This is a genomic window from Nostoc punctiforme PCC 73102 (assembly GCF_000020025.1).
Taxonomy (GTDB): Bacteria; Cyanobacteriota; Cyanobacteriia; order Cyanobacteriales; family Nostocaceae; genus Nostoc; species Nostoc punctiforme.
Window position 1 is genome coordinate 7,428,471 of sequence record NC_010628.1, and the last position, 16,180, is coordinate 7,444,650.

Annotated in this window: 11 protein-coding genes; 3 read left to right on the forward strand and 8 right to left on the reverse strand. The window is 40.8% G+C overall.

Annotation, left to right across the window (positions count from 1 at the left end):
* Positions 1-159: 159 nt before the first annotated feature.
* From NPUN_RS30425 to NPUN_RS30445, 5 genes are all read right to left on the reverse strand, one after another.
* Positions 160-633, reverse strand: a complete 474-nt coding sequence (locus NPUN_RS30425; RefSeq protein ID WP_012412244.1) for a chemotaxis protein CheW — start codon at positions 631-633, stop codon at positions 160-162.
* Between the two features lie 123 nt (positions 634-756).
* Positions 757-1,119 carry a response regulator transcription factor gene (locus NPUN_RS30430; protein ID WP_012412245.1) on the reverse strand — a complete coding sequence of 121 codons (363 nt, stop codon included), beginning with the start codon at positions 1,117-1,119 and terminating at the stop codon, positions 757-759.
* 813 nt (positions 1,120-1,932) lie between these two features.
* On the reverse strand, positions 1,933-3,123 hold the full coding sequence (locus NPUN_RS30435) for a response regulator (protein WP_012412246.1): 1,191 nt from the start codon (positions 3,121-3,123) through the stop codon (positions 1,933-1,935).
* 506 nt (positions 3,124-3,629) lie between these two features.
* On the reverse strand, positions 3,630-4,556 hold the full coding sequence (gene murQ, locus NPUN_RS30440; RefSeq protein WP_012412247.1) for an N-acetylmuramic acid 6-phosphate etherase: 927 nt from the start codon (positions 4,554-4,556) through the stop codon (positions 3,630-3,632).
* A gap of 96 nt (positions 4,557-4,652) precedes the next feature.
* Positions 4,653-5,081 carry a DUF3110 domain-containing protein gene (locus NPUN_RS30445; RefSeq protein ID WP_012412248.1) on the reverse strand — a complete coding sequence of 143 codons (429 nt, stop codon included), beginning with the start codon at positions 5,079-5,081 and terminating at the stop codon, positions 4,653-4,655.
* 260 nt (positions 5,082-5,341) lie between these two features.
* Between NPUN_RS30445 and NPUN_RS30450 the strand changes: the two genes are divergently transcribed.
* Positions 5,342-11,275: a translocation/assembly module TamB domain-containing protein gene (locus NPUN_RS30450; protein WP_012412249.1), complete on the forward strand. Its 5,934-nt coding sequence runs from the start codon at positions 5,342-5,344 to the stop codon at positions 11,273-11,275.
* 150 nt (positions 11,276-11,425) lie between these two features.
* Here the strand turns inward: NPUN_RS30450 and NPUN_RS30455 are convergent, their stop codons facing one another.
* The gene (locus NPUN_RS30455; RefSeq protein WP_012412250.1) at positions 11,426-12,355 is read right to left on the reverse strand and encodes a carbohydrate ABC transporter permease; all 930 of its coding nucleotides are present in this window, start codon (positions 12,353-12,355) and stop codon (positions 11,426-11,428) included.
* A 122-nt stretch (positions 12,356-12,477) separates the two neighbouring features.
* Between NPUN_RS30455 and NPUN_RS30460 the strand changes: the two genes are divergently transcribed.
* Entirely contained in the window at positions 12,478-13,140 is a 663-nt protein-coding gene (locus NPUN_RS30460) for a GIY-YIG nuclease family protein (RefSeq protein ID WP_012412251.1), read from the forward strand.
* Between the two features lie 257 nt (positions 13,141-13,397).
* Positions 13,398-14,054, forward strand: coding sequence for a DUF1003 domain-containing protein (locus NPUN_RS30465; protein WP_012412252.1), 657 nt, complete (start codon positions 13,398-13,400; stop codon positions 14,052-14,054).
* Between the two features lie 118 nt (positions 14,055-14,172).
* On the opposite strand, the gene NPUN_RS30470 is transcribed toward NPUN_RS30465, so the two are convergent.
* Together NPUN_RS30470 and NPUN_RS30475 are read right to left on the reverse strand one after the other, a co-directional pair.
* Entirely contained in the window at positions 14,173-14,955 is a 783-nt protein-coding gene (locus NPUN_RS30470) for an ABC transporter ATP-binding protein (protein ID WP_012412253.1), read from the reverse strand.
* Positions 14,956-15,157: 202 nt separating this feature from the next.
* A complete protein-coding gene (locus NPUN_RS30475; protein ID WP_012412254.1) occupies positions 15,158-16,000 on the reverse strand; it encodes a methyltransferase domain-containing protein in 843 nt (280 codons plus the stop codon).
* Positions 16,001-16,180: the final 180 nt, after the last annotated feature.

Here is a 16,180-nt window from a genome sequence, read left to right on the forward strand (position 1 = left end):
CGACTTTTTTAGACCAACCATATAGTAGAGTTCTTGGCACCAAATAATTATGTTTCTTCCAAAAGTGGATGCTCCTAAAGGATAGAGGATAAACTATTATTCGCTTACCAAGAATTAGTAATTGTCAAAAACTTCTCCCCGGTCGTCTATTTCAAATTTTCAATTATGAATCTTCCAGAGGGGAGATTGGATAATCGTTATAGCATTCAAATTAAAAATCATATCTTCGGAATCATTAATAAAGTATCCCTGTAAGAAAGGTGATATTTTAGGATAAAATAGTTCGATATTTGGGAGTTTCATTTGCTGAATATCTAGCAATTCAATATCTATAATATGTTTCACCAATAGTCCTAAATATTTACCATTGTTTTCCAGAACAATTGCCATCATTATTGAAATTAAATTTGCTCCTTGTGAAATTGGAGGATAACCTAACATTGCCTCTAAATCTACTAACCAAAGCATCTCACCACGCCAGTTATAAATACCCAAGACGCTACTGGGCATCTGTGGAACACTACATATTTCAGGTAATGGTACTTGCAACACTTCTGTGATGTGTTGTAAAGAAATAACAGCTGTATCTTTTACTCCCAAATTAAAACTTAAAAACTTTTCCTTGGTTTCCAAAGTTATTGATCCTTTATGCTTAATTGTTTATATCTAGCCACTATTTGCTTTTATGATTTGAGCTTGCAGAGGTCATATATTATATAAATAGTGATATTGACTCTTCGTTGAATTATTGCATTATCAATGAATTAATCGCTTTAAAATTACCACTAGTTCCTCTCTATCAATCGGTTTTGATAGATAACCATCAGCGCCCAACATATTACCCCAAATTTTATCTACATCACTATTTTTAGTAGAGCAAAAAACCACAGGTATTTTGCTAGTATTGGGATTATTTTTCAGTTCTCGGCAAATTTCAAAGCCACTTTTTCCTGGTAAAATTACATCAAGAAATATGAGGTCTGGCTTGTTTTTATCTATTTTGTCTTGAGCCTCTTCGCTGCTGGTGGCGCTAATTACAGAATAACCTGCCTGTTGCAAGTAACGGCTGATTATTTCCATATCTGTTAAGCCATCTTCAACAACTAAAACAGTATTCATGATAATTACCCTTTAAAATTTTTAAGAATGTAGACAAATTTAGATATACAAATTCTAGTGATTCATGAACAAAGACATGCAGTAATTACGCACAAAAGATTCACCAATTTCCTTATTAAAAAGGGAAGATAGTGGGAGTGCGCCAACGAGATTTTAAGTTTTAAATGTGTAATTTCTTACATATAAAGGACTAGAGACTAGCCCTAACCCCTTTGTCATGACCAATATTTCACAACTCAATAGGACTGCTATAAATACAAAAAGTTGTATTTATCTAATTTTGATTCAACCTTTATCTATTAACCTCAGAAAAAGTACGTAGCGGACAGAATTTAATATATATATTTGTGAATATTAAATAATTTTATCAAGAAAGAATAAAAGCATTCTTTTTCATAATTAAAGAGTAATTTTATATGTATATAATCAAACAAAATATTTAAATTTTTGCAAAAAAATAATTAAGTAGCTTTCATACTGCTACCTAATTATTCCTTCTCAATTCTGGCTTATTTTTATGTTTATGGATGTGAGAAAGTCTATAGGTTGTAAAGATTTCGTCTGGCTATTACTGAGTGATAGCCCAATGCTGAGAAATGAAATTTTTAAGCCAATCAGATTAACTGATGATTAATTATCAATAAAAATTACTCATTTTCCCTAATTACAAACCTATGTAGAACTTATATTCTATTTTTGACAAACTTAATGCAACCCAAAAAGGCTCTTTTCGCGTTGCTTATTGCCTATTACTTCTTAAACCAAGTAACTATGGCTACGCCAGGCTGCGCGAACAGAAATAAAAGCGGCTTCCTATACATTGGCTTTATTCTTCTCAATGGGGACACTCAATGTAGGTAAATATTTACGTATTATACTCATTACCTTATCAGGCGCTACGGGTTTAGTAATGAAATCTGTAGAACCGACTACTTTGGCACGAACTCTATCTAAAAGACCATCACTGCCTGTTAATATAATCACTGGTGTATTGGCAAATGCAGATATTCGCCGCAACTGAGTGCAGATTTCATAACCACTAGCAACTGGCATAATCAAATCCAAGAAAATTAGGTCTGGTTTATCTTGAATGAGGGTTGGGAGTGCTTGTACAGCATCTTGAATTTTGATAAACCTTAGTCCATTGGAAGTAATAATATCCTCTAACATTTTACAGACTTGAGGGCTATCATCCACGCAGGCGACTAATGGAGCATTCAGTTTCTTTGGTTGTGTAGTGGCAGGCTTATTGTTGACCTCAGTCACTACTAATGGCATATCAGGTACTTCCACCAATTCGATGATTCCTTTAAGAATATAAGGAAGCAACGAACGGGTGAGTGGTAGTACACTCTGCTTCATTTTCACGGCTAAATCTAAGAGAGTGAATTTACCATTGATTAAATTCACAAAGTTTTTGTAGACAGATAGACTTACCATCTGCTGGAGTTGTTCTGGTCGCCGCAAAATCGGTGCCAAATTAGGAGAAAAATTTGCTAAACCAGCGGCTGACCAAGTTTTCCATGAGTCTTGCATGTGCTTTACAGACATTTCCGCACTCGTAAAGCTCATTGGTGTTTCGAGGATAACTTCTTGGCTGCGATTGCAAGTTATAGAAGCAAAATTTCCTTGCAATGCTAGGTCAAATAGTAATTCTGCTATGGTGCTTTCGGCAATAGACTGAATCTGTTCTCTTTGAATTTTCTGTTTTTTATAAAAGATTTCTAAAAGGCGGTAATCCCAGTAATCTATTGATACGTCTTGTGAACGCAACAGCAATTTATCAACATCAATCTGAGGACAGTTTTGAGCCATGTGTCTACGCCAGCGCCGGAAGGGATGAGTGCCCCCTGTTGCCCAAACAATACGTCCCAGGCGATAATAAAAAGTCCATTGGCTACCCTTTGAACTTTTAATATTTAATTTGCCATTATATTGCAGTTGAGTACAAGTTTTAAATTCATTAACTAAATTCTTTGAAAGAAGAACTTCCGAGTGGGTCATATTTTATTCCTTATATTAAAAAGCCAGTTATTGAAAAACCCACACTAGTTGTATAGTGGTCATAAGACACATTAAAATTGATATATAGCGGTCAAAATCAATTTTATTAAAATCAAAGTATGATGGGAAAATAGCAAAACTTCTGTTAGTCTATAAGTCCGATTTCATATAGTTTGTTATCGGTAGACTTTACGAATCAAGTAGCTTACTATAGTCCACATCATTAGGATGCATTCAGTATTAACAAATTATTTTAATAATTTTAATACGGAATTATAACCGTATAAGTTCTGAATTTTTGTTTAAAATGATTAGTAATATTTAGGAATTTTTAACTTTATTTATTGAAATTGACTATGAATGTTAATAATATTTATTTAAATTTACATTTGTTAATAAAAGTTAATTAAAGCGAGCTTTTTTTAGTGAATATTATCTTTAAAAAAAAGGTGTGCTACTCAAACAAGTAGCAGCCACCTATAGAGTATTTATTTAGGAAAATGTTTTTAAGATTGGTTGTGGTTTTGATAGCTCATAACAGCTGCCCTAAGATTACTTTGGTGTTCTGAAAGAAGCCGATCGCCATCATCTTTTTCCAAACCAGTCCAGTGCATTAATAATGCTAGTTTAACCCACTTGCCACTACGTTCTAATAAAAAACCAGCAGCTTCCCGACTTAAGCCTGTGAGGTCTTGCAATATTCGTAAAGCGCGATCGCGTAACTTTTGATTTGTTACTGCCACATCCACCATACGATTACCATAAACCTTACCTAGTTTAACCATTACTCCTGTGGAAAGCATATTTAAAGCTAACTTCGTGACTGTACCAGCTTTCAGGCGAGTTGAACCGGCGATGATTTCTGGCCCTGTCAATAGGCGAATGTCAATATCGGCATCAATGCTAACTTGTTCAGCCGGAACACAGGCGATAAAAATAGTACTGGCTCCCCGTTGACGAGCTGCATGAATGGCACCGTGGACATAAGGTGTTGTCCCACCAGCAGTAATACCGACGACTACATCTAGCTGGGTAATGTGTCGCCCAGCGATCGCAGCCTCACCATCTTCGATGCTATCTTCTAAATCCTCCGAACTGCGTACCAGTGCGCCAGCACCACCAGCAATAATCCCCTGTACCAACTCTGGCGGCGTACAAAAAGTAGGTGGACACTCAGCAGCATCTAGCACTCCTAACCTACCACTTGTGCCCGCGCCAATGTAAAATAAGCGTCCTCCGTGACGCAAACGCTCTGCAGTGCTATCAATCGCTTCAGCCAACTGAACTTTCGCCGCTGCAACCGCTGCAACTGCTTTTTGATCTTCACTATTAAACAGTTCTACCAATTCCAGAGAACTGAGCTGGTCTAAGTTAAGACTGTTAGGATTTACCAGCTCGGTTAAAAGATGCCCACGTTCTTGCAAGTTTGTCATTTATCCTTATGTCCTTTGTCCGTTGTCCGTTGTCATTAGTCAGTTAGCGACCAATGACCAGTGACCAATGACCAATGACTAATGACTAATGACTAATTAAAGCAATCCTTCCAATTTGCGACGCATCTTCTCTAGTTCAGAATCAGATAATTCTGGTTCTTCTAGTGGCTGTTGATTGAGAGGGAAGGTGTCTTCAACAGTATCCTCCTTCTGGGCGTTTGCTTGCCAGTCAGTTTGTTCTACGTTCAGTTCTGGGGGAGTGACAACTAAATTGCTGTTTTCTGGGATGATTTCCCATTCATACCCAGCACTTTCGCAAAATTCCTTGATTTCCTCAGCATCGATTGGCTCTGGTGTCGGTGCGGGGAAATCCTGAGCTTCCAGCATTAGGGCAAAGCGCGTGGCATCGTCTTCTGATTCAAACATCAGAATTTTATTGCGATCGCCCTCCCGAATCGTGTGAATCCCCTCATTTTCCGTTCGAGCGTTAAAAATCAACACAAAAACACGCATTGGTGTAATCATCTGTCTTTTTTAAGGTCTATTCATATTAAAGTTCTACGTTGTACCTCAAGGAAAGTCACAAGAAGAATTTTCACTCTATTCAGATTTTCCTGAAAACGCCAAAATTATTAAGCATAAGTATTGGATCAAGCAAATACCGTAACTTAACTAATGAGGTCTTTGCTTTACTTGGCGTATCCTGGAAATGGCATACTGAATCAATGTGTCAGTTAATGCTTGTGTGTGCCAGCGACATCCGGCAATTAATACAGTGAAAGCAAATGACTAAATCTCCCCATCAAGATATTCACTCCCCCTCCCCTATCCGCAAGCGTCTGTGGTTGCTGGTGTTGAGTCGGGGTAGCATTGCCTTGAGTGGACTTTTACTGTTAGGAGTTATCATCGGTATTTGGCGGTTGTGGACTTTTGTCCAAACAGAGTTAACGCCGTTGGCACAACAAAGTCTGACTACTACACTCAACCGTCCGGTAAAACTGGGAAAAGTCACACAATTTTCGTTAACGGGAGTGCAGTTTGGCGCTTCAGCTATCCCCGCCACACCCACAGATCTAGATCGGGCGACAGTCGAATCTGTAGAGGTGGGTTTTAACCCGTTACAACTAATCTTTAACCGCCACCTCAAGCTAGATGTCACCTTAGTCAACCCAGATATTTACATTCAGCAGGATGAGCAAGGGCGCTGGGTTTCCACTAGCATCGCGTCGTCAGGTGGAGGCGGTGCAATTAAAACTGATTTGGACTACTTGCGGTTTCGTAATGCCAAGCTGGCCTTGATGCCGCAGGAGAGAGGAAGGGAGGCAGGGGAAGCAGGGGAGGGAATATCTTCTGCGTCCCCCACCTCGCCCGTAACATTTTCTCAACTTAACGGTTCTGCCCAACTTTTAGCAAACAACCAGTTAATCCGGTTTGAAGTAGGAGGGCAAGCAGACAGTGGTGGCAATATTTCCATTGAGGGAGAGACACGTTCTAAGGTGCTAGCGGGCAACTTTCAAGTGAAAGCACAAGATTTGCTGGCTGCGGATATTACTCGGTTGATTAAGTTACCAGTGAACTTACAGGCGGGTCGAGCCAATGGCGACTTGTTAATTCGGTTGACACCAGGGCAACAGACTTTATTGTATGGCAATGCGGCTGTGCAAGGGGTAACACTTCAAATACCCAAAGTCCCGCAGCTGTTGAGTAATAGCCAAGGAAATCTCCGTTTTCAGGGAACGGAGTTGCAGTTAAACAATGTTACTACCAACTACGGCAAAATTCCTGTAGTGGCTACGGGAATCATCGACACTCAAGCAGGTTTTAAGTTGGCAGGGCGTGTAAATGCGGTGAGTCTGGCTAATGCCCAGGAGACTCTGAAGGTAAAACTACCTGTGCCGATCGCTGGACAAGTACAAGCAGATTTGCAGATTACCGGATCGACTAAAGAGCCAATTATCTCAGCCTCAGTTGCCACAATCCAAACTGCCCGCATTGATAAAGTTGATTTCAATAGCATCAGTAGTAAATTTGAGCTTGTTACTAGTTCTAGTTCCTCTTTAATTACCCTAAAAGATATTCAAGGTAAAGCTAAAGTTGGTGGTGATATCACAGGCGCTGGCACAATTCAACTTGGTAAAACACCGCGACTGGATTTAAATTTCGCTGCCAAGAATGTTCCAGGGGATGCGATCGCAAAAGTTTATGAAACAACACCTGCGTTCCAAATCGGCAATGTCTCAGCTACAGCCCAATTAACTGGCGCTCCTACCAATGTCCAAACTTCGGTACAATTTCAAGCCCCTAATGGAACTTACCCTGGAACTGGCGAAGTTGCGATTGGGAGCGATCGCAATGTCTCTTTCCGTAATGTGGCTCTTAATGTCAGTGGTGGTACAGTCCGGGCAACGGGTAGTTATCTTAATGAGCGTTGGCAAGCTGTTGCTGTTGCCTCTGGTGTAAAATTAGAACCCTTTGTAGACAAAAGTCAACTACAAAATGTCTCTTTGGCGGACGCGCAGTTCAATGGTCGTCTCATCCTCTCAGGAAACACAGCACCATTTAAAATTGCCACGATTCGCACTGATGGCGCAGGAGTTCAAATTGGTGGCGGCACGGTAGCAGTTTCTAATGTCCAACTGCAAGATCAAAGTTTCTCTGCTCAACTTGTAGCTAATGGTGTGCGGTTAGGGCAAATATTGAAACAGTCTCCCCCAGCTTTAAATAATCCTTTGGCGGGTACGTTCCAAATCGCAGGTAACAGAGATAATTTCAGCCTGAAAACGCTCCGTGGCACTGGTGAGGGTAGCCTTGCTATTGGCGGTGGTAAGGTTACAGCTAAAAATATCCAAGTGGCTAATGGTGTCTATCAGGCGCAAGTTCAGGCTAAGAATGTTCCTGTGCAGCAATTGGCAAAAGTACCAAAGCAGTTTCAAGGGGCGTTAACTGGTCAGTTCGATGTAGCGGGTTCTGTTGATTCTTTTAAACCAGAAACTATTCAAGCCAGTGGTCAGGCGCGGGTAAATGTTGCGGGTGGAACTATTACAGCTAAAAATATCCAAGTGGCTAATGGTGTCTATCAGGCGCAAGTTCAGGCTAAGAATGTTCCTGTGCGCCAGTTGGCAGCAGTACCACCGCAATTTAGAGGGACGTTAACTGGTCAAGTAAACGTAGCGGGTTCTGTTGAATCCTTCCAACCTAAAGCTATCCAAGCTATGGGTCAGGTGCGGGTAAATGTTGCGGGTGGGACGATTACAGCCTCTAATATCCAAGTGGCTAATGGTGTATACCAGGCACAAGTTCAGGCAAATAATGTACCTTTGCAGCAGTTGGCAGCAGTACCACCGCAATTTAGAGGGACGTTAACTGGTCAAGCAAACGTGGCGGGTTCTGTTGAATCCTTCCAACCGCAAACTATCCAAGCTAGTGGTCAAGGACGGCTGGATGTTGCAGGTGGAACGATCGCAGCTTCTAATATCCAATTGGCTAATGGTCGCTATCAAGCTGTAGTTAATGCTGACGGTGTGGAATTAAATCGGTTCAATCAGCAATTGCGGGGGCAATTTGGCGGTCAGTTGCAATTAGCTGGCAATGTAGGATCGTCCAAGTTAGCTGATGTGCGTGCTGCTGGACAGGTGCAATTATCCCAAGGGCTTCCTGGTCTTGAGCAACCCCTCACGGCTGCGATCGCTTGGAGTGGTGAAAGGCTGACCATTGAGCGGGCAACTGCTCCCGGTTTAAGTGTGAGTGGTAGCATATTAGCCAATGCTAAAAAAGCAGGCATACCGGAAATTACTGCCTTAAATCTCAACGTCCAAGCGCAGAATTACAACTTAAAACAGTTACCGATCAATTTTCCTAATCAGGTTGCTGTGGCGGGTAGAGTCGATTTTAATGGACAAGTCACTGGTAAGCTGCCCTTGCCAAATGTGGTAGGACAAATTAATTTACGAGACTTAGTTGTTCAAGATATTGCTTTTGAGCCGTTGTTAACTGGAAACATTGATTCAGCCCAGGGACGCGGTTTAAATTTGAACTTGGCGGGTAATCGCGATCGCTTGGCCTTTAATTTAGATGCCAATAATCGCCCGAAATCCTTCTTAGTAAAATGGCAGGAAGCATCAGCCACAGGTAATGTTCAAGGGAATGATTGGGCGCTAAAAGTTGCAAATTTCCCCTTACAAATATTGAATTTAACTCCGCCACCAATTACTCGATTGGGCGCTGGTAAGATAGCTGGGTTGTTAACTGGGGATTTGCTGTTTAATCAGCAGACATTAGCAACAACGGGGAATTTAGCGATCGCTAATCCGCAAATTGGCTGGGTTAAAGGCGATCGAATAGCTGCTCAATTCCGCTACGGTAACGGGAAAGGCACACTCACCAACAGCGAATTTGTCAAAGGTAAAAGTAGCTACGCCCTTGTCGGTACGTTTGCCCAAAGCTCTAAAGGACCTCAACTACAAGGTAAACTGAACGTCAGCCAGGGAGAGATCCAAGATATTTTAGCTTTAACACAGATATTTGATTTACAAAATTTGCCAGGTGGTTCAGCAGCAATCTACGGCACAGCAGAGGATCTAAACACTACCCCCCAAGGAGTACCAAATCAACCCTTATTAACCCAAATCCAACGGTTTTCTGAAATTGAAACTTTGGTAGCAGAACAGCAAGAACAGCGACTTAACTCCACTCCAATACCAGATTTGGCAGACTTAAAGGGGACTTTCAACGGGGAAGTGGCTGTAAATACAGCTACAGCCAATGGATTATCAGTGGATTTTAATTTGAATGGACAAAACTTCACTTGGGGTAAAAAGGAAGAACGAAATCGTTATTATACTGCTGACAAAGTGATTGCCGAAGGCAACTTTGAAAATGGTGTTTTGAGTTTGCGACCTTTACGAATCGAATCTCAAAACAGGTTGGTTGCCTTTACGGGTAACGTTGGTGGTGATGAACAATCTGGCCAGTTACGGGTGAATAATTTTCCGGTGCAACTACTAAATAATTTTGTAAAACTGCCAGTTGGAATTACAGGTAATCTTAATGGTACAGCAGCTTTAGCAGGTAGCATTGCTAATCCCCAAGCTAGAGGGGAATTGCAAATTACAGACGGATTATTGAATCAGAAAGCAATAGAATCAGCAAGGGCAAGTTTCAGCTATGCCAACGGACGCTTAAACTTTGGTAGTACTGTAGCAGTTGCAGGGCCAAAACCTGTTGATATTACTGGCAGTATCCCTTATAAATTGCCTTTTGCAACCGTTGCACCAGACAGTGAACAGATCAGTTTGGATGTGAAGTTAGAAAACGAGGGATTGGGACTGTTAAACGCATTGACTAATCAAGTAGTTTTTGAAAAAGGTGAAGGAGAAGTAGACCTTAAGGTACGCGGAACATTGCAAAAACCCCAAGTTGAGGGAATTGCTACTGTTAATAATGCTACTTTTTCAGCTCAGGCATTACCAGGTAAGCTGAGACGTGTCACAGGTAAAGTACTGTTTAATTTTGACAGCATCTTAGTAGAAAATCTTCAGGGTAGATTTAGCCGTGGGAAAGTGGAAGCTGCTGGAGAAATTCCCATTTTCAACAATCAGAACGTGAGTATCACCAATCCCCTAACCGTTAATCTCGATCAGCTAGCCTTAAATCTCAAGGGACTTTACCAAGGAGGCGCTAGCGGCAATTTGCAGATTACTGGTTCTGCCCTTAACCCAGCGATTGGCGGTAAAGTAAGTTTATTTGACGGTCAGGTATTGCTGGCAGAATCTACCGATGCGACTTCATCTGCAAATAGTAGTCTCGGTGTATCACCCACAAAAGAGAATAAACAGAGTAAAGCTGAAATTGAAAATGGCAAGGGAAATGCGTTGGCTCAAGGCTTGCCGTCAGGTATCGCTAGATTTAATAATCTAGATTTAGAACTCGGTAAAAATGTCCAAATTACCCGTCCCCCTATTCTCAACTTCCGCGCCACTGGTAATCTCATCGTTAACGGCTCGATCAATCAGCCCGTACCCAATGGTACTATCCAGTTAGAACAAGGAGGGGTGAATTTATTTACTACCCAATTTAATCTTGCTCGTGGCTATAAACACACTGCAACTTTTAGTCCCTCTGAACCCCGCGACCCCAACTTAGATATTCGCCTATTTGCCAAAGTACTGGACGTAACTCAAAGTAATGACTTCGGTAAAGTAAATTCCACAGGTTTATCAGCCTTAGAGAGTGTTCGAGTCGAAGCTACTATCAACGGTTTAGCCAGCAAACTCAATGAAAATCTAGAATTAACAAGCAGTCCGTCACGTAGTCAAACCGAAATTGTTGCTCTTTTAGGAGGTGGATTTGTAGACACCCAAGGACGTGGTGACAGTACTTTGGGACTGATTAACATTGCAGGTTCGGCTGTGTTCAATAATTTTCAGTCTGCTTTTAACCAGATTGGGAGTACCTTTGGCTTAAGTGAACTGCGGATATTCCCTACCGTTATTTCTGAGAATCCCGAAGCTGGAAGGAGCAGTTCAACTTTGGAATTAGCAGCCGAGGCTGGGGTCGATATTTCTACCAAAATATCTGTTTCTAGTATTAAGATTTTGACAACAAATGATCCCTTCCAATGGGGTGTTAATTACCGGATAAACGATGAATTTCGTGTGCGTGCTTCCACTAATTTAACTGATGATAGTCGTGCAGTAGTGGAGTATCAAACGCGGTTTTAAATTATGTGTTTTATTGTGCAGACTTATTTACATTCTAATTAAGCTGCATAAAAGCTTAAAATTACGCAACAAGCAATGCCCTCAAGCACTGGTAACTAAGAATGCAAATTTTTGTATCAGTTTTCAATATTTCTGAAATTAAGTAAATATTCAGATTGTGATATTATCTCCACCCTCTTGATTGATAACTAATCGCAAAATTGATAACCCTAAAATTATCAAAAATAGGACTAAACCAATTGTGCAAGCATAGCTGATTTCTAAGTTACCAAAAGCTTGCTCATATAGGTAATAAACAATCGTTTTTGAGCTACTGAGCGGTCCCCCTTGGGTCATAATGTATACTTCTTCAAAAACTTTGGTTGCAGAAATAGCTGAAATCACCGCTACTAATGCTAAATATGGCTTCATCAAAGGTATGGTAATATCCCAATGTTTGCTGATACCATCGGAACCATCGATCGCAGCAGCTTCGTATACATCAGCAGGAATTGATTGCAACCCTGCTAAATAAATCACCATATAGTAGCCTAGTCCCTTCCACACAGTGACAGCCATAACGCTGGCCAGAGAAATTGGTATAATGCCAAAAATTTTCGCTGGGCTAGTTAGCCAAGGAATACCTTCTGGAAAAAGCCCCAAAGCTTTTAGGAATTGATTCAGTAATCCGTTTTCTGCATACAGCCATTTCCAAGCTATTCCTGCAACCACCATTGAAATCACTACTGGGGTGTAGTAGGCTGCTCTAAACCAATTCATCCCCCGCAGTTTCTGATTTACCAAAATTGCCAGCAATAAGGGAGCAATTACCAAAATTGGGACTACGCCCACAAGATATAAAAAAGTGTTTTCTAAGGTTTTCCAAAAAACTGCATCCTTCCAAAGTTTAAGAAAGTTGGCTAAACCTATCCATTGTGGCGGCTGGGCGATATCTTCATAGCTAGTAAAGCTGAGGTAAAACGCTTGCAGCGCAGGCAACAAGACTGTTAACCCCAAAAGAACCAAGGCGGGTAGTAAAAATAAATAGGGGGTAAGTCGCTGTTTGATAAAGATCCAATTTTTAGGTGTCAATTGATTCATATAAGGTCTAATAATTGTTTTTCCTTTGTCAGCAATAATTTGGGGATGTGAGTAGATTTAAGCTTCAATATTCTAAAGGCATATATTTGCAATCTGCTGTCATAACTCAGAGATAAACGACGATGGAAACTCAGCACAACCCGCCAATTGAACATCAAAATGTCCCCATAAACCACCGTGGGCTACATGAATTTTTGTATAGTTCCGATGACGAACACACTGCCATTGAGGTGAGTATAACCCCTGAGCTGGCAAACAATGGTACTGAAATCATTGGACTTGAGACTTGGAGTGCATCTGCTCAGAACGCTAAAATTGCAGGTGTTTACTCAGTATTAGATGCAGAACGCCGCGTGCAGTACATTGGCTATTCTCGAAATGTGTTACTTTCCCTAAACGGCCATGTCACCCAAAATGGTCAGCAAAAGTGTGCTTTTGTGCGCGTGCAAGCATTCAAGTTCCCCAAGCGTCAAGATATGGAAGACTTGCGAGATGCGTGGATAGCAGAACTCGAAACCACACCACCTGGTAATGCGTCCGAAAGCGAAATGTGGGCTAGTACAGTAGGGGAAGCTGCAAAGGCGGTAATGTCGGAGGCGGAACGTCAAGCATACGAGGAGAAAAAGCTAAAACTGCGGAAAGCAATGGCTGACACCACCCTTTCTAAAGAGTCAGAAACAATAGATACGAATATAGCCGAACGTCAGCGTCAACTTGAAGCTGCTGTGACAAATGATGACTGGAGTGTAATTATCGACGCACAGACCCAAGAAACCAAGTCTTAGGATGAGTGTTCAGTCTTCTTGTTATTTCCCCACTTGGATACCCCACTCTCTAAAGGGATGGGGTATTTAAGTGTAAGTGTTTAGATGAATATTTTTGCCGACGCAGCTTTAGGGATCTATCTGAAGGTAGTTTTTGACTTACCATCATTTTTTTTTATCATTTTGAAAAAAAACAATATTTGCTCCTATCGTTTAAGCAGCGTAAATTAAAAGTCATCAGGATAAATGCAGACAGAAATAACGCCAACAGGTGCAATATGAATCCATTCAAAAAAGTATCGTCTAACAATGTTGATGCAAAAGTAGTTCAAAAACCTCAGGTTGTGGAGATACAACCAGCAGCACAGAATACTTCTACTCAAGAACTGACTCGCGGACAACGCCTTGCTGATAAATTTGCCGCGCAAGTGGGTTCTTGGGGATTTCTCATTGGGCAAAGCACGGTTTTGGCCGGATGGGTTAGTATCAACTTAATGCCTGGGGTTCCCCACTGGGATCAATCACCCTTCATGATGCTTAATTTAGTGTTTTCATTTGCCTCAGCCTATACAGCACCCATCGTCTTGATGAGTCAAAATCGCCAGTCTGATACCGATCGAAGAAATGCCGAAATTGACCATCAGGTGAATTTAAGGGCTGGACAAAATATTGAACTTCTCCATGAAAAATTGGATGACTTACACACTCAGCAGCTAAATGAACTAACCCAAATTGTCAAAGAACAGCAGCGAGTTATCCACGAGCTTAAAGTAAGCCTAGTGCCTGGTTCTAAAGAGATTAAAGAATTTAAGATGAGCGTATGCCAGGAATATATGTCCAAAATGGCGCTCAATTACCTAAGCAAATTATTATTAATAAAGCTTTCAATGTTGACCAACCAATCGGGGACAATAACAAAGTTTTTGAGAAGTTAATCCGTCGATAAGTATTTAAAGTAAGTTAATAGAATAAAGTATTTGTCAACGATACATTTGGCTGACTTACATAGAAGTACTAAAAAGATATCTAACTCTGGTTAGCAAAGTAATAGAGTTATGCTGACACAGCAGAAATTGCACAAACTTGTAAACCCACAGGTGTCTGGATAATCACAGATTCCACACCAAATACTTGAGCGATCGCATTTGGTGTCAAAACTTCTTCAGGTTTACCAACTTCCCAAAGATGACCTTGTTTTAATAAAGCAATGCGAGAACTGTATCGTGCCGCTAGGTTTAGTTCGTGTAGAACTGTAACAATAGTTAATTCTTGCTGTTGATTCAGATTTTTTAGTAATTCCAATAATTGTAATTGATAGTTGATATCTAAAAAAGTTGTAGGTTCGTCTAATAATAAAACTTTTGGTTCTTGCGCTAGTGCTAAAGCTAAAAAAGCGCGTTGTCTTTCACCACCGGAAAGTTGTTCAACTAAGCGATCGCTCAATTTTTCTAGTTGCGTCTTTTTAATTGCAACTTCTACTTTCACCCAATCTTGAGCGTTTAATTCCCATTGCCACCAAGATTGATGTGGCGTGCGTCCCAAACTTACTAATTGTCGCACTGTTAAGCCCACGGGAACCGTTTGTTGTTGCGGTAATAATGCTAGTTTCTGTGCAACTATATTTGGGGGTTGGGAATGAATTGCTTTGCCATCAAGTAGAACTGTTCCTTGCTGTGGGGAAAGAATACGACTCAGCAATTTTAATAAAGTAGATTTACCTGAACCATTAGCACCAACTAAACTCAACCATTCTCCTGTTTGCAGAGTCAGATTAATGTCTTGAACAATTGGTACTGTGGTGTAACCGCCTGTGAGGTTTTGCAGTTCGAGTGGCATTTCAGCAATTTAACAATAAGAAACTTAATTTTAGAAGGTTTCCCCGATATCTGCATTAAAATTTACAAGTTTTGCGATCGCTAAACTCTCTGAATCATACCTGCTGCGATCGCTCCAAATCTTGTATTTAAGTATAATAGTGTATCACTAGGAACATATACTTCAATGCTCCTAGATTACATCTTTTTGCTGAAGTGGAATTCTACTTATTGCCGCACAGTAAGCCAAACCGAATTAACCCACGTTCATAACCGCGACGCATTAATCCCAGTGATAATGCCCCTTGAATGGTAGTCCAACCAGCATTTAGTAAACCCCAAAGCGCTTGGGGAGTGAATGCAGAATCAATTACCACATTCCAAAAGGGGGCGACAGCAGTTGACCAATCAGCAGTGCGGATATTATGTAATGGTAGTTGATGTGCGATCGCTTCATACTCTGGCAAAGAAATCACATAAGGCAAACAATACACCCGATAAATATCCTGCAAGTGCTTTTCCTCATCTGCCGTTAATGGAGATTCATCAGTTGGTCGATGACACCAAGTCACCATAATTAACTTGCCACCAGGCTTCAGTACTCGATAGCACTCCTGAAGAAACTTGGTTTTATCTGGCATGTGTTCGCCACTTTCCAGCGACCAAACCAAGTCAAAAGAATCGTCAGCAAAGGGCATTGCTTGAGCATTAGCGACTTGGAACTGTGTTCTCAGACTCAAATTAGCTTCCAATGCGCGTTCTGTTGCTCTTGCAGCTTGTACAGGACTCAATGTAATCCCTGTAGCTTTAGCATTAAACTTTTGCGCCAGGTATAAAGAACTACCGCCAATTCCACAACCCACATCTAGTATATCTTCTGCTGCTTGTACCCCTGCCCAATTAAGCAATTCTTCGATTAAATCAATTTGAGCCTGACGGCGGTCTTTTTTCTGGGTACCATCAGCGCCGTAATAGCCGTGGTGCATGTGTTCGCCCCATATCTGTTCCCACAGACCAGATGAAGCATCGTAAAATTGCTGAATTTGCTGGTAAAGTGTTGCACTCATGAAAAAAGTAGTATTGAGACGAAGTAAAATTCAAAAAAACATACTGGTAGACTACCATGTATGTTTTTAATTAAATAAGGGTATTTTTGTTCTAAGAAAGCTAAACCGGAATTAATCCTCTTTAGAAAAATTTCTCAGTTTTACCTGAACAAGCTGTTATTGCTCAAAATTATACCAACT